The 21,204-nt window shown below is 43.9% G+C and carries 23 protein-coding genes and 2 pseudogenes; 16 read left to right on the top strand and 9 right to left on the bottom strand.

What is annotated here, in order from left to right:
- The 5 genes and pseudogenes from AACR09_RS21570 to cydX all read left to right on the top strand — a co-directional run.
- Window positions 1–279 (top strand): annotated as a pseudogene (locus tag AACR09_RS21570) (lytic polysaccharide monooxygenase); the annotation flags it as partial.
- A 213-nt stretch (window positions 280–492) separates the two neighbouring features.
- Window positions 493–1,923, top strand: a complete 1,431-nt coding sequence (locus AACR09_RS21565) for an aminotransferase-like domain-containing protein (protein ID WP_193835676.1) — start codon at window positions 493–495, stop codon at window positions 1,921–1,923.
- 142 nt (window positions 1,924–2,065) lie between these two features.
- Window positions 2,066–3,652 carry a cytochrome ubiquinol oxidase subunit I gene (locus tag AACR09_RS21560; RefSeq protein WP_004734905.1) on the top strand — a complete coding sequence of 529 codons (1,587 nt, stop codon included), beginning with the start codon at window positions 2,066–2,068 and terminating at the stop codon, window positions 3,650–3,652.
- Window positions 3,653–3,664: 12 nt separating this feature from the next.
- Window positions 3,665–4,801 carry a cytochrome d ubiquinol oxidase subunit II gene (gene cydB, locus AACR09_RS21555; RefSeq protein ID WP_193835675.1) on the top strand — a complete coding sequence of 379 codons (1,137 nt, stop codon included), beginning with the start codon at window positions 3,665–3,667 and terminating at the stop codon, window positions 4,799–4,801.
- Window positions 4,802–4,811: 10 nt separating this feature from the next.
- Window positions 4,812–4,913: a cytochrome bd-I oxidase subunit CydX gene (gene cydX / locus AACR09_RS21550; RefSeq protein ID WP_017083482.1), complete on the top strand. Its 102-nt coding sequence runs from the start codon at window positions 4,812–4,814 to the stop codon at window positions 4,911–4,913.
- 112 nt (window positions 4,914–5,025) lie between these two features.
- On the opposite strand, the gene AACR09_RS21545 is transcribed toward cydX, so the two are convergent.
- From AACR09_RS21545 to AACR09_RS21535, 3 genes are all read right to left on the bottom strand, one after another.
- Complete coding sequence (locus tag AACR09_RS21545; protein ID WP_193835674.1) at window positions 5,026–5,259, bottom strand: hypothetical protein; 234 nt, start codon at window positions 5,257–5,259, stop codon at window positions 5,026–5,028.
- Between the two features lie 59 nt (window positions 5,260–5,318).
- Entirely contained in the window at window positions 5,319–6,038 is a 720-nt protein-coding gene (locus AACR09_RS21540) for a hypothetical protein (protein ID WP_193835673.1), read from the bottom strand.
- A gap of 98 nt (window positions 6,039–6,136) precedes the next feature.
- Entirely contained in the window at window positions 6,137–6,976 is an 840-nt protein-coding gene (locus tag AACR09_RS21535; RefSeq protein WP_193835672.1) for a LysR family transcriptional regulator, read from the bottom strand.
- A gap of 193 nt (window positions 6,977–7,169) precedes the next feature.
- Here AACR09_RS21535 and gntH point away from each other — a divergent pair, with 193 nt between their 5' ends.
- The 5 genes from gntH to AACR09_RS21510 all read left to right on the top strand — a co-directional run bounded on the left by gntH (window position 7,170) and on the right by AACR09_RS21510 (window position 11,257).
- A complete protein-coding gene (gntH, locus tag AACR09_RS21530; RefSeq protein WP_017068281.1) occupies window positions 7,170–8,795 on the top strand; it encodes a guanitoxin biosynthesis MBL fold metallo-hydrolase GntH in 1,626 nt (541 codons plus the stop codon).
- 125 nt (window positions 8,796–8,920) lie between these two features.
- Window positions 8,921–9,436 (top strand): hypothetical protein, encoded by a 516-nt coding sequence (locus AACR09_RS21525; RefSeq protein ID WP_193835671.1) that lies wholly within the window; start codon window positions 8,921–8,923, stop codon window positions 9,434–9,436.
- Window positions 9,437–9,621: 185 nt separating this feature from the next.
- Window positions 9,622–10,131 (top strand): hypothetical protein, encoded by a 510-nt coding sequence (locus tag AACR09_RS21520; RefSeq protein WP_102569360.1) that lies wholly within the window; start codon window positions 9,622–9,624, stop codon window positions 10,129–10,131.
- Between the two features lie 170 nt (window positions 10,132–10,301).
- The gene (locus AACR09_RS21515; RefSeq protein WP_017095358.1) at window positions 10,302–10,481 is read left to right on the top strand and encodes a hypothetical protein; all 180 of its coding nucleotides are present in this window, start codon (window positions 10,302–10,304) and stop codon (window positions 10,479–10,481) included.
- A gap of 287 nt (window positions 10,482–10,768) precedes the next feature.
- Window positions 10,769–11,257, top strand: coding sequence for a GNAT family N-acetyltransferase (locus AACR09_RS21510; protein WP_017068284.1), 489 nt, complete (start codon window positions 10,769–10,771; stop codon window positions 11,255–11,257).
- A gap of 156 nt (window positions 11,258–11,413) precedes the next feature.
- Here the strand turns inward: AACR09_RS21510 and AACR09_RS21505 are convergent, their stop codons facing one another.
- Window positions 11,414–11,989: a nucleoside triphosphate pyrophosphohydrolase family protein gene (locus tag AACR09_RS21505; protein WP_017059167.1), complete on the bottom strand. Its 576-nt coding sequence runs from the start codon at window positions 11,987–11,989 to the stop codon at window positions 11,414–11,416.
- Between the two features lie 213 nt (window positions 11,990–12,202).
- Between AACR09_RS21505 and AACR09_RS21500 the strand changes: the two genes are divergently transcribed.
- Window positions 12,203–13,273, top strand: coding sequence for a sensor domain-containing diguanylate cyclase (locus AACR09_RS21500; RefSeq protein WP_004734930.1), 1,071 nt, complete (start codon window positions 12,203–12,205; stop codon window positions 13,271–13,273).
- Between the two features lie 16 nt (window positions 13,274–13,289).
- Here the strand turns inward: AACR09_RS21500 and AACR09_RS21495 are convergent, their stop codons facing one another.
- A complete protein-coding gene (locus tag AACR09_RS21495; protein WP_108093528.1) occupies window positions 13,290–13,856 on the bottom strand; it encodes a DUF1415 domain-containing protein in 567 nt (188 codons plus the stop codon).
- A gap of 85 nt (window positions 13,857–13,941) precedes the next feature.
- A complete protein-coding gene (locus AACR09_RS21490) occupies window positions 13,942–15,141 on the bottom strand; it encodes an MFS transporter (RefSeq protein WP_108214535.1) in 1,200 nt (399 codons plus the stop codon).
- A gap of 110 nt (window positions 15,142–15,251) precedes the next feature.
- Here AACR09_RS21490 and AACR09_RS21485 point away from each other — a divergent pair, with 110 nt between their 5' ends.
- Window positions 15,252–16,124, top strand: coding sequence for a LysR family transcriptional regulator (locus AACR09_RS21485; RefSeq protein WP_193835670.1), 873 nt, complete (start codon window positions 15,252–15,254; stop codon window positions 16,122–16,124).
- An 89-nt stretch (window positions 16,125–16,213) separates the two neighbouring features.
- Here the strand turns inward: AACR09_RS21485 and AACR09_RS21480 are convergent, their stop codons facing one another.
- Entirely contained in the window at window positions 16,214–16,450 is a 237-nt protein-coding gene (locus tag AACR09_RS21480) for a glutaredoxin family protein (RefSeq protein WP_004734934.1), read from the bottom strand.
- Window positions 16,451–16,603: 153 nt separating this feature from the next.
- Here AACR09_RS21480 and AACR09_RS21475 point away from each other — a divergent pair, with 153 nt between their 5' ends.
- Both AACR09_RS21475 and rlmF read left to right on the top strand, forming a co-directional pair.
- A complete protein-coding gene (locus tag AACR09_RS21475) occupies window positions 16,604–17,101 on the top strand; it encodes a YgjP-like metallopeptidase domain-containing protein (RefSeq protein ID WP_004734935.1) in 498 nt (165 codons plus the stop codon).
- A 4-nt stretch (window positions 17,102–17,105) separates the two neighbouring features.
- Window positions 17,106–18,428, top strand: a complete 1,323-nt coding sequence (gene rlmF, locus AACR09_RS21470) for a 23S rRNA (adenine(1618)-N(6))-methyltransferase RlmF (protein ID WP_193835669.1) — start codon at window positions 17,106–17,108, stop codon at window positions 18,426–18,428.
- Window positions 18,429–18,535: 107 nt separating this feature from the next.
- Here rlmF and pilW read toward each other — a convergent pair whose 3' ends face one another.
- Both pilW and metA read right to left on the bottom strand, forming a co-directional pair.
- Window positions 18,536–19,303 (bottom strand): type IV pilus biogenesis/stability protein PilW, encoded by a 768-nt coding sequence (gene pilW, locus AACR09_RS21465; protein ID WP_017080657.1) that lies wholly within the window; start codon window positions 19,301–19,303, stop codon window positions 18,536–18,538.
- Window positions 19,304–19,472: 169 nt separating this feature from the next.
- Entirely contained in the window at window positions 19,473–20,414 is a 942-nt protein-coding gene (gene metA, locus AACR09_RS21460; protein ID WP_004734938.1) for a homoserine O-acetyltransferase MetA, read from the bottom strand.
- Window positions 20,415–20,687: 273 nt separating this feature from the next.
- On the opposite strand from metA, the gene AACR09_RS21455 reads away from it, so the two are divergent.
- Entirely contained in the window at window positions 20,688–21,056 is a 369-nt protein-coding gene (locus tag AACR09_RS21455) for an ATP-binding protein (RefSeq protein WP_193835668.1), read from the top strand.
- A 74-nt stretch (window positions 21,057–21,130) separates the two neighbouring features.
- A pseudogene (locus AACR09_RS21450) lies at window positions 21,131–21,204 on the top strand (DUF3859 domain-containing protein); the annotation flags it as partial.

The raw sequence follows: 21,204 nt of genomic DNA, 5'->3' as shown, positions 1-21,204 counted from the left end.
ATGGCTAGCTCGATTGAAAGCGACAGTGTTGAAACCTTCACTTTTGAAGTAATTGCTGATGACGGTGGCGTAACACCAGACCCAGATCCAACGCCGGATCCAGATCCGACTCCTGACCCAGACAATGGCACTTGGGACTCTTCAGCGACTTACCTAGGCGGTGAAGTAGTAACGTACTCAAACCAGTCTTGGAAAGCACAGTGGTGGATTCAAGGTGGTACAAACCCTAAAGCGACCTACGAAAATGATCAGTGGGGCGTGTGGCGTCCAGCCAACTAATCTTAATTAACGTTGGTTAGTTAGCTTTAAAGTAATAACCAAGGCACCAAACTTTATTGACGAGTGTGGTGTCTTTTCTTATGGGAGAAATAAACAAGTCGACCGTGAAGGTAATTGGGTTTAGGGTAGGGCTTTGTTATACCTGAATGTCCGAGTACCTCGAATATCCACGGTTTAGTAATCTTTTACATATTAGATAGAAAAGACTTTTTGATGAAAAAATCACAGATACTCGCCAATACAATCAAGAATCAGATAGAGCAAAACATCTGGTTGAGTGGTGAGAAGATCCCATCAATTAGAGATGCGTGTAAGCGCTATAAACTCAGTATCGAGACGGTACTGCAAGCCTATCAGCAGCTTGAAGATCAAGGCTATGTGCGCTCAAAACCCAAGTCTGGCTATTTCGTGTTACCACGTAGAAATCTGTTCACCTCAGAACTCTCACAACAAAAAGCCATCAAGCCGTATCCCGTTAAAATCAGTGATTTGCTTTACGATGTGCTCCAACGTGCCAAAGACCCTAGCATCATTCCACTTAGCTCGGCATTCCCTGACCCTGCCTTGTTTCCGCATCAAGCATTGTCGCGCAGTTTAGCCAATGCAAGTCGTCAAATGCCCGACAACAGCATGCTCACCAACTTGCCTCCAGGCAGTGAAACACTTCGTAGACAAATTGCCCAACGCTATCAAGTTCAAGGCTTGAACGTCCTACCTGACGATATTGTAATTACTTCTGGGGCGATGGAGGCACTTAACTTATGCCTACAATCCTGTACCGAGCCGGGTGACTTAGTCGCGATAGAGTATCCTGCGTTCTATGGTGTGTTGCAGACCATTGAAAGGCTTAACCTCACTGCTGTTGAGATTCCAACAGACCCGACAACAGGGATTGATTTGGATGTGTTGGAGTCGGTGTTCGCTTCAATGGACATCAAAGCATGTTGGTTCATGACGGAGTCGCAAAACCCGGTTGGCTATTCGATGAGTGATAGCAACAAGCAGCGATTGGCCGAGTTGGTGAATCAACATAAGATCCCGATGATTGAAGACGATGTGTATCGAGAACTTCACGTCGGTAATCAAAGCTCATTGCCTGCTAAAGCCTATGACACTGGCGAGCAAATCATGTTGTGTGGTTCGTTTTCCAAATCATTGTCGCCTGGCTTTCGAATCGGTTGGGTAGTTGCAAGGAAACAAGCGTTAAAGATTCAGAGATTGCAGCACCTTTCGACGCTCTCGAGCAGTATTCCTATCCAACTTGGGCTGTCTCACTACCTGACGTTTTATAGTTATGACAACCATCTTAAAAAACTTCGCAAGCTTTTGAATGAAAGGAAGAAGGCACATATTGCATTGTTAGAATCTAGCTTACCTTCAAGTGCGACGGTGCATAAAAGCCAAGGTGGCTACTTCATTTGGATAGAACTGCCGCACTCTGTTTGTGTTGAGAAGTTGTATGAACTAGCCCTTGAACAAAACATCTCTGTCGCACCGGGAATCATATTCAGCAGTGACAAAAAGTTCTCTCATCACATTCGACTCAACTGTTCGTATGCTTGTGACGACAAAATAGCAGAAGCCATACGAACGCTAGGAGGCTTGATTCAGGCAATGGAATTGCAAGCCAATAGTTGCAGCTAAACTCTGACCAGTCGTTCGTCTAATAAGTAAATCTGTTCTGTTTTTTAATAATCAATCTGTTCTAGTTTGGTTCGTGGGAACTGTGCTGAAATACGCTCCAATTCTTAATATGAAAGCCATCATTATGATGTTTGGAGCTTAAATGTTTGATGTAGTTGAATTGTCGCGTTTACAGTTTGCGCTAACCGCTATGTTCCACTTTCTTTTCGTCCCTCTGACTATCGGTATGTCGTGCTTACTGGCGATCATGGAGTCGATCTATGTACTTACCGGTAAACAAATTTATCAAGACATGACCCGATTCTGGGGCAAACTGTTCGGCATTAACTTTGCCTTGGGTGTCACGACCGGTTTAACCATGGAATTCCAATTCGGCACTAACTGGTCTTACTATTCTCACTATGTCGGCGATATTTTCGGGGCACCTTTAGCCATCGAAGCGCTTGTCGCTTTCTTCCTAGAATCCACTTTTGTTGGATTGTTCTTCTTCGGCTGGGAAAGGCTATCGAAACGCCAACACCTTGTAGTGACTTGGCTGGTGGCTCTGGGCTCTAGCTTCTCTGCACTGTGGATTTTGGTTGCCAATGGTTGGATGCAAAATCCAATTGGATCAGAGTTCAATTACCAAACTATGCGTATGGAGATGACTAGCTTTGCCGAAGTGGTGCTTAACCCTGTCGCACAAGTTAAATTCCTGCATACCGTGGCCTCGGCGTATACCTGTGGCTCAATGTTTATCCTTGGTGTGAGCTCTTACTATTTGCTTAAAGGTCGTGACGTTGCTTTTGCAAAACGTTCGTTTGCTGTCGCAGCTTCGTTCGGCATTGCTTCTATTATCTCGGTGATCGTATTAGGTGATGAGTCGGGCTATGAACTGGGTGACGTTCAAAAAGTGAAACTCGCTGCAATTGAAGCGGAATGGCATACAGAACCTGCACCTGCGGCGTTTACCTTGTTTGGATTACCGAACCAAGAAGAAGGCAAAACCGACTTCGCGGTCAAAATCCCTTATGTGATGGGAATTATTGCAACGCGATCTTTGGATGAGCAAGTCACTGGCCTTCATGACCTGCGCGACCAGCACCTCGTCCGTATTCGCAACGGAATCATCGCTTATGAATTGCTAGAACGTTTACGAGCTGGCGATACCTCTTATGAGACAGAACAAGCCTTTGATCAAACCAAGCACGATCTCGGCTATGGCTTATTACTCAAGCGTTATACCGATACCGTGACCGATGCGACTGAACAGCAAATCCAACAAGCGGCAGATGATTCCATTCCAACTGTCTGGCCACTTTTCTGGTCATTCCGAATCATGGTGGGTTGTGGCTTCATTATGTTGTTTGTTTTTGGTGCGGCCTTCCTGCAAACCTACCGTAAAAATATTACGCAAAAGCCTTGGTTACTGAAAGCGGCGCTATGGTCAATTCCATTACCTTGGATTGCGATTGAAGCTGGCTGGTTTGTTGCGGAATACGGTCGTCAGCCTTGGGCTGTGGGTGAAATTCTTCCTGTGACCGTCGCGGCTTCTTCTCAAACCGTTGAAAACCTGCTTACGTCTCTTGCTCTCATTATCAGCCTATATACCGTATTTATCATTGTTGAAAGTTACTTGATGATTACCGTTGCTAAAAAAGGCCCAAGCAGTTTAAAAACGGGTCGCTATCACTATGAACAAAATACAACTTCGCTTGAAGCCAAATTGGCACAACAAGTTCAACAATAAGGTGACTGACTGATGTTCGAATATGACACATTGCGTTTAATTTGGTGGGTTCTGATTGGTGTACTGCTGATTGGTTTTATGATCACCGATGGTTTTGATATGGGGGTGGGGGCGTTGTTACCGTTTATTGGTAAAACGAACGCTGAAAGACGAGTAATGATTAACTCCATCGCGCCCCATTGGGACGGTAACCAAGTTTGGTTAATTACCGCAGGTGGTGCGTTGTTTGCGGCTTGGCCTTTGGTTTATGCGACATCGTTTTCAAGCCTTTATGTGGCGATGTATTTGGTGCTTATTTCATTGTGGTTGCGTCCTTTGGCGCTTGAGTATCGAGCAAAGATCGACAGCGATCAGTGGCGACAAGTATGTGACTTGGCAATCTCGTTCTCAGGCTTCTTCCCTCCAATCTTGTTTGGGGTGGCGTTTGGCAATTTGATGCAAGGCTTACCTTTTACGCTCAATAGCTTCTTGATGGTTGAGTACCATGGTTCGTTTATCGATTTGATCAACCCATTCGCGCTTTTGTGTGGTCTAGTCGGGTTATTGATGGCGCTGTTACAAGGTGGTGCGTGGTTGATGATGAAAACCACAGACGTAGTGTACAAAAAGGCAAGAACGGTGACGCAGGCGAGTGCTGTATTTGTCGCTTTCCTTATGGTGATTGGCTGTATGGCGATAAACCATATTGACGGGTATCTGATAGTCAGTGCGATGGATCATAGCTCGGCTTCGAATCCTTTGAACAAAGAAGTCGTTACACAAGTAGGCGCTTGGTTAACCAACTTCGTTACGTACCCTTGGATGTGGTTTGCACCAATCGGCAGCGTGACCATTCCATTACTGGCTTTGATTGGCGCAAGGTTGAAATGGGATGTAATAGCTTTTATTAGTTCAAGCCTGACTAACGCTTGCATCATCTTAACGGCTGGTTTCTCAATGTTCCCGTTCATTATCCCGTCTAGCGTTAACCCGAGTAATAGCCTAACGCTGTGGGATTCGACATCGAGTGAACTGACCTTGAACATCATGACAGGCGTAGCATTCGTGATGGTGCCAATCATTCTGTGTTATACCGCGTTCAGTTATCGAACCATGTTTGGGCGACTTGATAGCGAGTATGTCGAACGTAATGGCCATTCACTGTATTAAGGAGTTTTTCATGTGGTATTTTGTCTGGATATTGGGCTTATTTCTAGCCTCTGCATTTGCAGTTTTGAATGTGATTAGCCTAGAGAAAAGTGACTCAGAAACTGAGTCTTAATCGCTGAGCAAAGCTCTGTAATCGGATAAGAGTTATATAGAAAACAAGAGCAATATAAGAAGACCAGAAGCGTGAGTTTCTGGTCTTTTACATTTTGTAATGTGTTGGTGATTTATTCCAGAATAAGGTTTTGTTTAATCTCATCGTTAAGATACCCCTGATCAAAATCTGGTGTCATGAATTCGACGGAGGAGGAGTCTAGATAGCTGGTTTCTAGATAACTCGGTTCTAGATAATGGAAATCTAAGTGATCAGCACTTGCGTAGGTGGGAATCGCAGAAAACAAAACGATACTGATCGCTGCAGCGATATTAATGACTTTGTTACGTTGAGAAGTCATTTTCATAGTAGTGCCCTCGAAAGGTGGGCAAATCCATCTGCCTATGAGAATTGAATCTGAGATGTTTAGAAGTCGTAAGACAAACCAAGAGTGATGATGCTGTCGTTGTCGATCGGACCCATCGATTGGCCGTTCAAGTAAAGGTCACCTTCGTTGGTGTTGAAATAGGTGTATTTCACGTAGGGTGTCCAGTCGTCGATGCTCTTAGAGAGAACGACTTCGTGTTCATTGGTACGGTAGTCGCCTTGATGAAAGATAACGTTGTCATCGTTGTGGGTAAACCCGCCATTGGATCCATCACTGTTTTCGTGAGTGTATTGGTAAGCTAAATCCCAGCCTGCGAGTGAGTACCCAGCACCGGCGATGAACTTATTGGTGTTAATCGTGGTGTCGCTTACATTCTCGAGTACTTGCCCTGACTGGTTATATCCCAATCCACTGAATACATTGAAGTTGTCGTTCACTTGATAATCGATAATACCTTCGATTAATAACTCTTCACCGTTGTCCCATTTACCGAGTTCACCGTATAGGTTGAACGTGAAAGACTCGCTGATGTGAAAGTCGTGGCCGTAACCCGTGGCTAGCCAACCCTGGTCATCAAAACCTATATAGACTTGTCCATTTTCTGAGGTATCGATTAGTGCGCCAGCTTCTGTGGTGTAGACACCGTTATCAGCAGCATTAGAGGCAACGTTTTGTTCGATGTAAACTTGAGTCGAAGTCGCAAACGCTGCGCTGCTGAGTAACGTAAGTGGTAGAGCAATAAGGTTAAGCTTTTTCATGGATTCTCCAGTGTCGTTCTATTGAATTAACTTGCTGGAGAGTATGTGATTAAACTGAATTTATATTAATAGCGTTAACTTTAGTTAAAACCTCAGTTTCATTTATGTTTTTTTAGTGCTGACTTGATTGCTTCACGGGTTTTGATGTGTTGTTCGTCATTAGCATAACGGCGGTGATAGAGCATTCGAAACGTGAGCGGTTTTAATTTGATGGGGATAGGGTGAACGCGTAAGCCAAGCGCTGGTGCAAGCATTTCTGCAAAAGAGCGAGTAGAAGCGGCGATATAATCCGTCGTGCTTGCCAAAATCAGCATGCTTGAAATTGAGCTGGTTTCAATTCTGACTTTTCTCGGCTCGATATCGCTCTCTGATAAAAACTCGACTGTGTTCATGTTGGCGCGTTTGATCTTGAGCGCAATATGCTCCTCTTGGAAATACTCTTCTTTACTTAGTGTCTCACCAATTCGAGGGTGGTTGATTCGAGTCAGACACACGGGCTCCTCATCGACGATGGTTTCTTCAATCAATGAGTGTTTCTTACTCGAAAGTACATCAATGACGATATCCACTTTTTGTGCAGTAAGCGCATCAAACAGTTCTTCCTCTTCGAGCGGCGCTTCCGTGAAGCTTACGCCTTCAACCTGGCTAACGAAATGAAGCAAGCTCTCTGTGCAATAGACTTTAAGGTCATTCTTTTGTTGCTCAACCGTTCCAATGATGTTCAATGGGTCTTCTATCTTATTAGCGAGTGATACCGCTGCTCCAGTGGGCGCGATACCTCGTCCTTCTCTCACAAATAAAGCCTTGCCCACGACACCTTCGAGTCTCTTAATAGCCGCGCTTACCGCGGGTTGAGAAATATCGAGCTGCTCTGATGCCACGGTGATAGAGCTGTGTTTGTAAACGGCCAAAAATGTCGTCAGTAGATTAAGGTCCAAATTCAGTTCCCTCTATTCTTATTGTCACTCATCCAAATCATGGTGGAGTCGTTATTAACTCATAAATGAAATGGAGGTTTTAAGTAAAGTTTACACTATATATCAAGGTTCTGTTTATTAATAAACTTGTTTGCATCGGAGTGAGGAAGGAACTTCATTCATTTACTAAATACTCAGACCGATAGGTGAAACTATGAGAACTTTCGCAAAATTATCAATCATCTCTACAGCAATGATCATCACGACAACCGCTTTTGCTGCTGACCCAATGATGCAATACAACACCAAGCAGACTAACTCTGATATTCAAAAACTCGAGAAATTTGAATATCACGAGGGTGAAACCCTTGAAGAGTATCTGAGCACTCAACCTAAGGGGAACTTGTACTCTTCAGAAGAAGAAGTGCTTTCTGTGTTAATGGGTGGTGTAAACAATGGTGACTATCGCAAAGAAACCAATTCAGGTTGGAAAGAAGGCCTGATGTTTGAGGGTATTGCACCTTATGGCGATCACATGGTGTCGGGCGCAAACTGGTTCCCACGCACTGAAGAAGTTCAACCGGATGAAATGCGTGTCACGTTCATGGGGACATCACCAATGATTCGCCCGGGGCAAGCAAACACCTCGATATACGTCGAATTGGGTAACGGCTCTAACTTTGTCTTTGATTTAGGTGAAGGGTCAATTGCGAACTACGTAGCGGCGGGTGTCGCGATGAATGAACTCGACCATATCTTCATTACTCACTTACACGTAGACCATTACGGCTCGTTACCTTACCTGTATCAATTTGGTGGTTGGAATGGTCGCTGGGAAAAGCCGCTTAACATTTATGGTCCGAGTGGTGCGACCCCAGAATATGGCACTCGTCATATGATTGAAGGCATGCAGCAAATGTTGAACTGGCACACCGATGCATTTGATGTGTTCCCATCAGGCAACGACATAGTGGTACACGAGTTTGATTTCCGCGACGACGGTGGCGTTATCTATGACCAAGACAATGTGGAAGTGATTCACTGGCGACGCAGTCACGCAAAAGATGGCGCGTCTGGTTACCGCTTGAATTGGACTCAAGATGACGGCCGAGTGCTTTCATTTGTTTGGACAGGAGACGGTCGCCCAACAGAGTTGGATTTGAAATACGCAAAAGGCGCAGACTTGTTCATTACTGAACTGCAAACCGAAACGTTTGGTGTGTCTTCGATTATTCAAGGTGTGCCGCCATTCTTAGCACGTTACACCGTTGATACTCACCATACACCAGCGTACGCGGCGGGTTATGTGGCGAATGAAGTACAACCGCGCTTGTTCATGACAACGCACATGACATTCGACCCATATCTCAATGAGGAAACCGTTGCAGAGGTTCGCCACCATTGGCAAGGGCCTTACCACTTCGGTGCGCCAGATGGCATTGTCGTTAACATGACTAAAGATAATGCGTGGGTTCGTGAAGGTATTTTACCTGACTTCCCGAATGCGAGAGCGCCACAATTTGATATGGCAGATGGGTCTGATTTTAGAATTCCATTACCGAAAAACAGCCGTGAAGACATACAAGAACAAGAGATTCGTGATTTAGAGCTGGATCCGAAACTGTACTACCCAGAAGGCTACCACCCAGAGCTGTTAACTGAATGGCCAGTCGACCGTGACATCGTGATCCCAGCTGAACAAGTACCAGAAGCAATGAAGCAAGGTATGAACACCAAGCAAGAATACATGGATAGAGTGCGTGCTCACCACAATCTTGAGCGCAAATCGGTAAGTCGTCCAACTGAGCCTGGTGAAGGAGCAGGAACCGATAACAAATAGGGTATTTGCAGTGAGGGCTGATATTGCCCTCACATCCTAAAAAGTTAGGTAAACAAACCCATTCTCTTACTCAATCATAAAACTATTGCTTACAACTTCTTTGCTTAGAATATCTGGAGTTCATTATGAAAAAATCAATTTTAGCGGTCGTCATTCTATCTTTAGCGTCAGCGTCTGTTTTCGCTAACGGACAATCAAATGCTCACAACTATCAACCTGGTGCGACGAATAACTCAGAACGTTTAGCGGATATTGATCCTAACTACGAACTGACCTTACCTTCAGAAAAAGAAGGCTACACCATGTATGACAACCAATCCATGTCAGATGGCGGGACCTACACAACGTATGTCAAACCGAATCCTTCCGATGCAATGCATGTAGCCGATGAAGGCTCGCTAAAAATAACGCATGGAGAAGGTGGTGTCATTATGACGGAATACACCACAAAGAATGGGCAGCACACGTTTTCAGTGATGTGCGGCTACACCTCGGGTCCATCATACTGGGCTGACGGAAAACCAGCGAAGGTATGTGAAGAGGCGCAAGCACTAGCGGTTGCATTGGAAGCAAAAGGTGAATGGGAGGTGAAGCCAATGACTTACACCATCGCACCAGCAAGAATCGTAGTTGATAAGTGATTTTTGTCTACAGAACACTCGTTATATCGAGCCTCGTTATCCAATCATATTGATTATTTGTAGTGAGACAGAGGGGTACTCAGGCTGAAATGGTCTTGAAGTTCCCCTTAACTTAGCTCACCTCACAAGATGCTAAGTCAGCCAACTAATCAAATTTGTATTCGAAAATACAGAAGGTCTATCCCATGAAAAATACCATTAAGCTACTGGCTATCGCATGTGTTTTACTTACTCCAATGCTTGTCGCCGCTGCCGAACATAATCACAGTCACAATCATTTTAACCCTGAATTAGAGCAACTTGGCGACGACATTATTGGTCTAACCGTGTGTTACAAAAATGGTCATCTATCAGATGAGAATCAAGAGCCTGCGTTTATGAACCTTATCAACCACGCCAATGTAGAAGGTGAGGAGTTGGGGATGTACTACATGGATAAGTTGGGTCCTAAAGCGGAGCAAATTATGAGTGATGACGACGCTCGTCACTTATGGACTCAAGATTATTGTGCTGATTTGACTGACACTTATTTGGATTCAGATAAGTTAGCTCAAAGATCAAATGAACATCAAAGTCATTCACACGGCCACGATCATGGACATAACCATAATCACGATCACCATGGACATGGCGACTTGACACCAGAGGTACTTGAGCAAGACATCGAACGAGGTCGTTTACTCAGTATCAACTAAGCCCCATAAGATAAGCGTACTTACTTTGGTACCTCTTGGCACAAAATGGTAAGACTCGAATCGACTGAATGACTAGAATTATCTCAAACGAAACAAGTGAATTAGTGCGGATTCTAGTCACTTTATCTTATTCGAATGGATGCTTTGAAAGCTCGAAAGAGGATTATTTTATGTACGAACTCACACTGATTCTAAGCCTAATGATGGGTGGCGCTGACAGCACTGCAGAAATGGAAGTTAACACTCAATTTACGACCCTTGAGCAATGTAATGAAGAAGGCGCAGCGCTAGCTGAGAAGCTAAATGCTACGGACCTTAAAGTCATGCAAGTTCAATGTGAACGTGACTAATCAAGAGAGCTAGTTAAACAATATGGGCACATACCTTTGTGTCCATATCACATCAACATAATAACCTAGTCTTTACTCTCTCCATCGGAAACTTTCCGTTAGCCACTACAAGTAAAACCATATTATTAATACGCCTTCGTCAAAATACTGTTTCCCTCCACTTGCTAATTCCTTAATTTGAAACAATTTCATCTAACCTATTGTTAAATATTCACTATTTGATAGTGTGTCTAGGTGCACATTAAGGATGTGTTTCATATTTAGCGATGAAAATAGTAGGAGTTGCGATGAGTATTATAGTGAGACGGTCTGAACCGTCAGATGCAAAGGGAATCAAAGAAGTTTACGAATGCACTAATGCTTATACCGGTACGCTGCAACTCCCAAATCCATCTCTGGAAAGCTGGCAGAAACGAATCTCTAATATGCCTGACAACGTGTACTCTTATGTCGCGATGATCGACGATGAGATTGTTGGCAACTTGGGAATGGAAGTGTGTGTGAACCCAAGAAGACGACATGTGGCTTCATTTGGTATGGGTGTTAAAGACGATGTGCTAGGCAAAGGTGTGGGTAGTCAGCTGCTCGCGACCGCGATCGACTTGTGTGATAACTGGATTAACATCAAGCGAATGGAGTTAACGGTGTATACCGATAACGAAAGAGCGATCAGCCTGTATAAGAAATTTGGCTTCGTGATTGAAGGAGAGTCCGCAGGGTTCGCTTTCAGAAATGGCGAATATGTGGCGGCTTATCACATGGCGCGACTGGTATAGCATTTAGCTGCAATTAACACTTGGCTACAATTAGCACACAGCTACGATGAACACAGTTAGAAATCACTGACAGATAATAAAACGCCACGTTATTTAAACGTGGCGTTTGCTATTTTAGCGAGCTGCTCGTTTTAACAGCTTCATACTCAGTGCAACTTAAGCCGTTAGTGGCTCAAGGTTCGCAGGGCGGTAGTGTACTGATTTTAGTACTTTGCCTTGGCGAACTGTCTTGCCTTCAGATACGAAATCTTCCGCACACTTAGCGATGATGTATTCGCCTTTTTGAACCGCCATCAGCTTGATGTTCTGCTCAGCATAGAAAGCTTCTGTTTCAGCGTATTCAGTTTCGTTGCGACATACTTTGCTCATGTTGCTTGAGTGTACTTCGTCCCAGCAAGGTAAGAAGTCAATTGAGCGGTTTTTAGAAACATTCAATAGCAGGTCGATCAGGTAGCTGATTGCTAGGTTGTCTTCAACCTTAGCTTGGCCAAGGTGAACCAGACGTCCCATCAAAACATAAACGCTGTCTACTATAGCGTCCGCTTGTTCGATTTTAGAGTCAGCTTCTGCAAGTTCTGTTAGTTCTTCGATCGCTAGAGAGGTATGTAGCGTATCGCCTTTTTCGTCCATTGTTTCAGGAGCAGCAACAGGCAGATCAAAAGTACTGCGGAACTCTTCAATGTCGCGGTAAAGGTGATCGTAGATTTCTTGGCTTAGTTGAGAAAGGTTCATTTTCCTATCCATTCTGTTTCGTTAATGGATTATTTTACCAAAGCTAGGAATAGGGTGCTAACGCAAAGTCGAAGAAGTCGACTTTTATTCATTGGACCAATGAGGTATTTTGCATACAAACTAATTGATTATTATGTTTTTTTACACTTTACTCTTCTTAATATACCAAATATTAATGTTGCCATTAACTTCGGCTGCAGTGGGACCCCATTTATGAACCAAGCCAGTGAAAGCGAAATTGTTATACGTCGCTTGTATCAAATCACCAATGATTACCGGAAGGGCTTCGATATTCAGATCGCTCAGCTGCTTATCATGGGGCTTGAACGCTTCAACCTTGATATCGGTATTTTATCTAAAGTCGATGGCAATTCCTATTTAGTCGAGCACTGTGTTACGCCAGAAGGGGTTGAACTCAACACTGGTGACACCTTCGATTATCGTTCTACCTATTGCGAAATTACCTGTAAATCGATTGGTCCTATCTGCATTGAGCATTGTGGCAAACACGATAAGTATGCGACGCATCCCGCTTACCAGTCTTTTGGTTTAGAGTCTTATATTGGCATCCCGATTTTCGTTAATGACGAGCTTTATGGCACCTTAAATTTTTCAAGCCCGGCTCCCTATCATCGTGAGTTCAAAGAGTTCGATATCGACGTTATGAGGTTAATGGCCTCATGGATCGAAGTGGAACTGGTTAGAAGACAGCAAGAACGAAAACTCAAAGAGCTGAATGAGAAGCTAGAGTACCAAGCTCTGTATGATCCTCTGACCCATTTGCCAAATAGACGTTGCTTGTTCAAAACGTTGAATGCAGAAGTGGAGCAGTTAAAAGGATCTTTAGGAAAGGGAACCTTGGCCGTTGTCGACATCGATTTCTTTAAACAGGTTAATGACACTTATGGTCATCAAATGGGTGATGTTGTATTAAAGAAAGTGGCGAACGTGCTGAGCAATAACACTCAAGAGGGTGAGTTTGTGGCACGCTTTGGTGGCGAGGAGTTCATTCTTTGGTACCCCAATAAAACACCAAGTTGTGTTGAAGATAAGTTCATGACTCTTTTGCAAGAGATGAAGAAAATCACACTGGATAGAAAGCCTGTCACTATATCAATCGGCGCGTGTCATTTTGAGTTGAGTACAGGGGATACCAAAGGGGAAAGGATGTCGGCGTTAGATAAGCTCATCAAAGTTGCCGATGAATGCCTGTACATTGCGAAACAAAATGGACGAGATCAGTTCATTTCTCGTCCATATCATCAAGAACGCTCAGGAATATGAGCCATCTTGCTAGCGATTAACTGAACAGGTAAGGGAACAGTTGACGACGTTCTTCCGGCGTTAAGGATTCAACTCTCGCGATGTTTGTATCAGGAATCGCTTCAGGGTTAGGGTAGTGCTTCAACACTTTTTCCATACTCGCTTCACGAATCAAATGGTAAACCGGATACGGAGAACGGTTCGTTAGGTTTTCATCGTCTTCTGGATCTGCACCACCAAAGCAATAGTCTGGGTGGAAGGTTGCTACTTGGTAAACGCCTTCCCAACCTTCTTGCTTGATCAACGCTTCAATCCAATCAATGAACATGTTGTAGTCGAAGAAATCTTGCAGCATGTTAGGTACAACCACCAAAGTTGTCTCCAACTCGGCGACTGGCGTGTTATCTAACTCTACGAAATGCGTCATGATGTCTTGCAACAACACTTCTTCTGTATTTGCTTCACTCACAAAGATCTTAATCTGTTTATTACGTTGTGGCTTGGCTGCGAATGGACACAGGTTTAGGCCAATAACGACATCGTCTAACCACTGTTTTACTTGGTCGTGGATGGTTTGAAGATCTGTGCTTTGAGTGTTCGACATAACAGGTTCCGAAATGAAATTTTGCGTAGGATATCAGAACGGACGTCAATCAAAAGCAATAATTGAGTTACAACCTCAGTCGTACTTATGCTTGTGCGAGTTTAGAGGCCGATACTTGAAGTTGTTTTAATTGGTAGACCCAAGCAAATATGGCAACATAGAAGATTGAACCGCCCGCAATCACACCATTCCAACCGAACAGTTGCCAGCAATACAAGAGTAAGAAGCCACCTAAGCTCCCGCCAATATAATAGTGAACCAAGTAAAGTGCAGTTGCTGTCGCCTTAGCGCTTGGTGCTTTTTGACTTACCCAAGAATAGGCAAGGGTATGGGCGAAGAACGCGCCGCCACTAATCAATAACAAGCCTGCTAACATGAACGGGACTTTGTCGATGGCAGAAATTAGCATTCCGATTAAGCTAATGCACACGCCCATCAATATTCCGTTTAACGGATCAAAACGAAGTGTCCATTTGTTGGAGAGCTTAGAGCTTACCGTTCCGGCCAAGTAACATAGGAATATCAGTGAAGCTAAACCTACAGGCACTGAGTGAGGTTCGGATACCAACCTAAAGCCCATTACTGAATACAAGTTAACGAACAGGGCAAAGTTAGCGCCACCAATCAACATCGCGAGCCACAAGGTACGGTTTCTTAAGTGCATCACAACCGAGCGGTTATGATGAAAGAACAACCCTTTCTGAGGTTTGAAGTTTTGTTGGTCAGGCAGGCTATACGCAATATAGAGAGCGCCGATTAAGGAGCCGACCACGAAAAACAAAACCGTTGCGTGCCAGTCAAAATAATCCGTAATCAAGCCACCCAATACACGCCCGAATATTCCACCTAGTGAGTTGGCTGCAATATAGCCGCCGATCGCGACTGCAAATGCTTTGGGTGATAACTCTTCCACCATATAGGCAACCGCCACGCCCGCAAAAGCAGCGACTGCGATTCCCATGAATGCTCTGGCAATAACAAGTTGCAGTAGAGTGGTTGTGAACACCATGCTCAATCCAATCAAAGGAATAGCGAACAGACTGAACAGAATAATGGGTTTTCGACCAAAGGTTTCAGAAGCGATTGCCCAAGGCACCAAACTGATGGAAAGCCCTAGCGTTGTCGCGGCAAACAGCCAGTTGATCTGAGTTTCAGATACTTGGAAGTGCTCCGCCATGTGCGGCAAGATAGGCTGAAAGAGGTAAAGGTTACAGAAAATGATAAATGAACCAATCGCCAATGATTGAGTGATACGTTTGTATTGAGGGCTGCCTTTATCAAACATTTACGTTGTGCCTGCGCGAGTTAGTAAGCTATTTGTGAACAAGTTATCAGTACAGGTGCGATTAAAGAAATATATTAAAAATATCACCTCTATATATTAAATATATCGCCATGCTTGAATCAAAACCTCTTCGACATTTTCTGGCCGTTGCTCAGTTTGGTAATTTTACTCAGGCGGCCAAAGCGCTGCATATCGCACAGCCTGCATTGAGTATTTCCATTAAGAAACTAGAACAGACATTAGAGTTAATTCTGTTTCGTCGCGGAGATAAATCCGTCACCTTAACGGAAGAGGGAAAGGTACTGTTTGAGCATGCAAAGCGAATCGCCCAGCAGTTTGATGATGCTCAGCTCGCGATGAATGAACTAAAGGGTTTAGAAAAAGGCGAGGTGCGATTAGGCGCTCCAAGTATGATGGGCAGCTACTTTTTCCCGCAAGTCGTGATGGCATTTAAAAGCCAATACCCAAACCTAAAGTTGACCTTGATCGATGCAGGCACCGCTTCTATTCGTGAAATGTTGTTAAACGGCGAACTCGATATTGGTGTAATTAATCATGAGAACGTTCCTGATGATTTGGAAACGGATCATCTTTTAAGTTCTGAGATGGTCGCCGTTGTCGGTAAGGAGCATCCGCTAGCACAACAGCCTTCGATGACCTTTGAAGAATTCTTTGCTCAAGAGCTGGTCATGTTCAAATCGGGCTATTTCCACCGCGATTTTATTGATGCGACCTGTAAGAAGTACGATCTTGATATGACCATTGCGTTTGAAACCAACTTGCTCCCGATGATTCTTTCTATCGTTAAACGAGAGTTTGCGATCACCGCGCTGTTGAGCTTAGTGACGGAATATGAGAAAGACGTGATAGGCGTGCCATTTAAAGACCCTGTAAAACTGAATCTATCTTTGGCCTGGAGAAAGGAAGGGTATTTGTCGAAAGCCGACAGAACCTTTATTGATTTCGTTAAGCGGTATGTGTGATTGAGTAAGATTTAAATAAACAAAACCCGAGTATCCTAGATTGGATATTCGGGCTTTGTTGTATAGAAGTATGACTGGCTCAGAGCACGTTAGGTGTTCTTTGAGTTATACATCTTATCGAAGTTTTTCTGATTCCAGCCGACCATCACTTGGTCACCGATTTTCAGCACAGGGATAGAGCGAGCACCCATCGCCTGTAATTCTTTACGGCCACGCTGCATTTTTGCATTCGTTAGGCGATATTCAATTTTCTTCGAATCCAAATAGCGTTGTGCATCTTTACAGTGCGGGCATTTGTCTGCGACGTACAATACAACACGTTTCATTTTTACAATCTCTTTTTGAGTGTAGCTCTTGGTGAATCTCGCTAAAGTGTAACGAATCCTAGGTGATTAGAAAAGTGTGATCAGTTACACTATGCGGCTCAATTTTCAAGACCACAACATATTGTCGTGGTGTAACTTGTACGGTCTTTCAGCATGCATCCTTCTTTACGCTATATTCAAGGCTACCCGAAGCACATTCTCGACCCGGTAACTCAACTTGTTGAATCAGGTAAATTGGTGCCGTGGTTTGAAGCTCGCTACCCAAAGAATCATGAAATCAAAAGCGAGAAAGCCCTGTTTGACTATGCGATTGAGATTAAAAATCGCTACATGAAAAAAACGCCACCGATCAGTAAAGTGATTTACGACGGCAAGATACACCTAATTAATAATGCATTAGGTCTGCACTCTTACGTCGCGAAGAATCACGGTGGAAAGATCAAATCGAAGAACGAGATTCGTATCGCCAGTGTTTTTAAAAATGCACCAGAACCTTTACTGAGAATGCTGGTGGTGCATGAACTGGCGCACATCAAAGAGAAAGAACACGACAAAGCCTTTTACCAACTATGCTGTCACATGGAGCCGGAATATCATCAACTTGAGTTAGATGCCCGTTTATTCATGATGTATTTAGACTTAAAGAAGTAGCCCAATGAGCCAATCACAAAATAGAACTACGCTAAGCCTGTCGAAAAACAGTACCTCATCAGCAAAGACAAAAGAAAACCAAGCTGATCAAGGTAACCGTAAGCACGGTGATATTAAGCCAAGCAGCGACAAGCGTATTTCTACAAAGAACACATCAGACCGCAAAAACAGTGCTCCCAAAGGTGCTGACAACAAAGCAAAGCGACCTTTTGCAAAAGATAGCAAAGGTAAACCGGGTGCGAATAAAGGATCATCGAATAAGGGTTCTTTCAATAAAACGGCTTTTAACAAAAACACAGCCCAGAAAAGACGCTCGACTGAAAAGCCTCAAGGTGGATTGCACCCAAGAAACCAACATACAGGTCGCTATGACTTCGAGTTACTGGTTGCAGCCTTGCCTGAGCTAAAAGAACACCTGATCAAGAACCCGGTTGGCGAAGACACCATTAATTTCTCTGATCCATTAGCCGTTAAGCTACTTAATAAGGCTTTACTGGCGCATCACTATGGCGTTAAGCATTGGGATATTCCTGCTGGTTACTTGTGCCCGCCAATTCCTGGCCGTGCAGATTATATTCACAGAGTCGCAGACATCCTTAATAGCGACGGTCAAGGTGAACCTTATAATCATTCTTCTGTGAAAGCATTAGATATTGGTGTTGGTGCAAACTGTATTTACCCAATCATTGGTGCGACAGAGTATAAGTGGCGCTGGACAGGTACTGATGTCGATTCAGTCTCCATCAAAACAGCGAACTTCATTGCGGAAAGTAACCCTAATCTAAAAGGTAAGATTCGAGCTCGCCTGCAAGCCGACGCAGAATCTATCTTTAAGGGCGTGATTAAGGATAATGAACGTTACGATGTCACAATTTGTAACCCTCCATTCCACAGCTCTCTAGAAGAGGCGGAAAAGGGATCACAACGTAAACTGGATAACCTAGCGGCAAACCGAGCTAAGAAAGCCGGTCAGTCATTCAAGCCAGAAACGAATAAGAAGCCAGCTAAGTTAGATAAATCAACTACGCAAAATAAACCAACCTTAAACTTTGGTGGCCAAAAATCTGAACTTTGGTGTCCGGGTGGTGAAGCAGCTTTCATCATGAAGATGGCGAGAGAGAGCCAGCTTTTTGCTACTCAAGTATTGTGGTTTACGACATTGATCTCTAAGAAAGACAACGTTGATATGGTTCGTTCAGAGCTTGGCAAGCTGAGAGCTAAACAAGTAAAAGTGGTTGAGATGTCACAAGGCCAGAAGGTGAGTCGCTTTATCGCATGGACCTTTATGGACGACGAACAAAGACAAGAGTGGATTGCGCTTAAATAACAGACTGTACTTAGTTAAGATATTAAGCTGAAATTACGAACGGGCTTGTTGTTAACGCAACAAGCCCGTTTTTATATTTATCGCAACGACTCTAAGCTCAGTTAGCCTTAAACGGAGAGCAGTTCGTCTAATTTACTTTGGTATTTCTGTTGAAGTGCTCGGTTACCCGCTTTCTTTTCGAGTTCGACCAAGATTTGAAGCGATGGAATTTGATAGCCATAACGTTGGTGGAATTTGAATAAGCGGAGCCTAGCGTCATTGTATTCGGCCTCACTGACTTCAATTTTAGAAAGCTGTAGTACGGATCTAGCTCGATTCGGGTCGTGGTCAATCGCACGAGAGAAGTAGTATTTTGCTTGCTCGACCTCTCCGGCTTTAAACGCGCAGAATGCCGCATTTTCATAACTGGCAGAGACGAGATAATAATAGGGTTGGTCGATGGCACGGTTAAAGTATTTATCGGCTTGCTCGTATTCGCCCTGTTTACACAAGAATGTACCGTAGTTGTTCAATACGTTGCCGTTTCTTGCGTCTAACCTCAGCGCTTTTTTATAGGCATCTCTTGCTTCGTCAACTTCCCCAACTTGTTCGTAATAGTGCGCAATGGAAAGGCGAGCTCGATAGTAGCTAGGTGCGTGTTTGATGGCGAGTTCTAGGTTCTCACGTGCTCTCACCATATTCCCTTGCCCCATATAACCCAAACCTAATTCAATACGAGATTCAGACATCGCAATAGGGTCACTTTCAATCTTTGGCGGGCCTTCAGTGACAGAAACGCAACCTACCAACGAAAGCGAGGCGAGTAGTATCAGACTCGATAACGAAAGGGGGCGGGATAATGAAATAGGTTTAGATAATAACGACTTGGCGGGCATGTGAAGCTCCTTATGAACACCAACCCATCATATGAAATCAAACCCATTGAAGTGGTAAATCTATTATGGAATGCGACTCAAACACCATAAAAAAACCGCGTCCAATTTGGCGTTTTATCAACAACCTACTGAACACGGCTTTATGTGTTTGTGAATCGGAAGAAAGAACTTAATCGTCTTTGGTAAAGTTGTCTTCGCTGAAGTGATCCAAATCGTAAGGCGTTTGTTGGTAAACGCAGTAGTTCAACCAGTTTGAGAATAACAAGTGCCCATGACTACGCCAGCTTGCGACAGGCTTATTATCTGGATTGTTGTTCGGGTAGTAGTTGATTGGAATCACGGGTTCCATGCCTTCGCCTAAATCACGAACGTACTCACCGTGTAATGTATGCGCATCGTATTCAGGGTGACCCGTTACAAACACGTTTCGTTTATCTTTGGTTGCCGCCAGATATACGCCAGCCACATCAGAAGTCGCAAGAACATCAAGGTCGGTATGCTCGGCTAAGTATTCCTGAGAGAAATCTGCATAGCGAGAGTGCGGTGCTAAGAAGGTATCGTCAAAGCCACGCAGAAGCGGGTGGTAAGGGTGATGAATCTCGTGATTATAAACACCAGAAAGCTTCTCTTTGCGAGTGCGCTTTGGCAAATCATACAGTAATTTCAAACCCGCCTGAGCCGCCCAACACACATACAAGGTTGAGGTCACGTGCTTGTTTGCCCATTCCATGATGGTTTTTAGGTGGTCCCAGTAGATCACATCTTCAAATTGAACCAAGCCAAGCGGTGCACCAGTAATGATCAATCCATCAAAGTTTCTCCCTTTGACCATTTCAAATTGGCGGTAGAAGTTATCAAGGTGTTCAGTCGGTGTGTTTTTGCTTGGTCGGTCATCAATGCGCAGCAGCTCTACATCCACTTGCAATGGACTGTTCGATAGTAGGCGTAAGAATTGAGTTTCAGTTTCAATCTTCTTCGGCATCAGGTTGAGGATCAAGACTCGAAGTGGACGAATTTCCTGTGTCGATGCTCTTGATAACGGCATCACGAAGATGTTTTCTTCACGAAGAACATCAGATGCTGGCAATTGGTCTGGAATGCGAATAGGCAAAGCTTTCTCCCTAAGCTAGATATATAGACGTCTATACATCTAAATCTATAGTAGTTTGATACGCTTGTCGATATCCAAAATGGATAGATGTAAATTATTTGTGTTTTCTATCAGAAGCCATCTACCGGCTTCGACGAAGTCTTATAATGTTTGACGACTACCCGAGTAAGGCATAAGTACTTGGTTCTCTTATGTAGAACTAGGCAGTTATCAGAGCAAGCGGTTAGCATTTACGATAAACTCAAGTTTTCGAATTAGCCTGTAAAGTGACAGATGAAGTTAATACTCATTCGAGGGTTGCCCGGTTCTGGCAAGTCAACAAAAGCGAAAACCTACGATGCATTGCATGTCGAAGCGGATATGTATTACGTGAATGAGCAAGGTGGCTACCATTTTGATCCTAGGCAGTTACAGCAAGCTCATGAGTGGTGTCAGAACACGGCTGAAAATGGCTTGAAGCAAGGGTTGGATGTTGTTGTTTCGAATACCTTTATTAAGCATTGGGAAATGAAGGCTTACCGTCAACTTGCAAGAAAATACAAAGCTGACTTGATCATCGAAGTATGTCGAGAGCAATTTGGTAGCATTCACGACATTGAACCGTCTGTGATTAAGCGCATGGCAAAAGATTGGCAAGAATAGCCTCGTGCTTATCCAGCTTGGCTGAATGGCAAATAGAATTAAATGAATAGAACAACTTCAAGGTAACGATTGAAATGGCAAAGCGCTCTATTGTGGTCGACATGACTTCTTATGGTATCTATTCCACGTGGGATTCCAAATCTAAAGA

Origin of the sequence: Vibrio sp. OPT20 (genome assembly GCF_963889365.1) — a bacterium.
GTDB classification, from domain to species: Bacteria; Pseudomonadota; Gammaproteobacteria; order Enterobacterales; family Vibrionaceae; genus Vibrio; species Vibrio splendidus.
This window is presented reverse-complemented; position numbering and strand designations above follow the sequence as displayed.

Bases quoted from the DNA above. Each gene is read 5' to 3' on its own strand.
- AACR09_RS21565 (WP_193835676.1), top strand. From the start codon at position 493: ATGAAAAAATCACAGATACTCGCCAATACAATCAAGAATCAGATAGAG.
- AACR09_RS21560 (WP_004734905.1), top strand. From the start codon at position 2,066: ATGTTTGATGTAGTTGAATTGTCGCGTTTACAGTTTGCGCTAACCGCT.
- cydB (WP_193835675.1), top strand. From the start codon at position 3,665: ATGTTCGAATATGACACATTGCGTTTAATTTGGTGGGTTCTGATTGGT.
- cydX (WP_017083482.1), top strand. From the start codon at position 4,812: ATGTGGTATTTTGTCTGGATATTGGGCTTATTTCTAGCCTCTGCATTT.
- AACR09_RS21545 (WP_193835674.1), bottom strand. From the start codon at position 5,259: ATGAAAATGACTTCTCAACGTAACAAAGTCATTAATATCGCTGCAGCG.
- AACR09_RS21540 (WP_193835673.1), bottom strand. From the start codon at position 6,038: ATGAAAAAGCTTAACCTTATTGCTCTACCACTTACGTTACTCAGCAGC.
- gntH (WP_017068281.1), top strand. From the start codon at position 7,170: ATGAGAACTTTCGCAAAATTATCAATCATCTCTACAGCAATGATCATC.
- AACR09_RS21525 (WP_193835671.1), top strand. From the start codon at position 8,921: ATGAAAAAATCAATTTTAGCGGTCGTCATTCTATCTTTAGCGTCAGCG.
- AACR09_RS21520 (WP_102569360.1), top strand. From the start codon at position 9,622: ATGAAAAATACCATTAAGCTACTGGCTATCGCATGTGTTTTACTTACT.
- AACR09_RS21515 (WP_017095358.1), top strand. From the start codon at position 10,302: ATGTACGAACTCACACTGATTCTAAGCCTAATGATGGGTGGCGCTGAC.
- AACR09_RS21510 (WP_017068284.1), top strand. From the start codon at position 10,769: ATGAGTATTATAGTGAGACGGTCTGAACCGTCAGATGCAAAGGGAATC.
- AACR09_RS21505 (WP_017059167.1), bottom strand. From the start codon at position 11,989: ATGAACCTTTCTCAACTAAGCCAAGAAATCTACGATCACCTTTACCGC.
- AACR09_RS21500 (WP_004734930.1), top strand. From the start codon at position 12,203: ATGAACCAAGCCAGTGAAAGCGAAATTGTTATACGTCGCTTGTATCAA.
- AACR09_RS21495 (WP_108093528.1), bottom strand. From the start codon at position 13,856: ATGTCGAACACTCAAAGCACAGATCTTCAAACCATCCACGACCAAGTA.
- AACR09_RS21490 (WP_108214535.1), bottom strand. From the start codon at position 15,141: ATGTTTGATAAAGGCAGCCCTCAATACAAACGTATCACTCAATCATTG.
- AACR09_RS21485 (WP_193835670.1), top strand. From the start codon at position 15,252: ATGCTTGAATCAAAACCTCTTCGACATTTTCTGGCCGTTGCTCAGTTT.
- AACR09_RS21480 (WP_004734934.1), bottom strand. From the start codon at position 16,450: ATGAAACGTGTTGTATTGTACGTCGCAGACAAATGCCCGCACTGTAAA.
- AACR09_RS21475 (WP_004734935.1), top strand. From the start codon at position 16,604: ATGCATCCTTCTTTACGCTATATTCAAGGCTACCCGAAGCACATTCTC.
- rlmF (WP_193835669.1), top strand. From the start codon at position 17,106: ATGAGCCAATCACAAAATAGAACTACGCTAAGCCTGTCGAAAAACAGT.
- pilW (WP_017080657.1), bottom strand. From the start codon at position 19,303: ATGCCCGCCAAGTCGTTATTATCTAAACCTATTTCATTATCCCGCCCC.
- AACR09_RS21455 (WP_193835668.1), top strand. From the start codon at position 20,688: ATGAAGTTAATACTCATTCGAGGGTTGCCCGGTTCTGGCAAGTCAACA.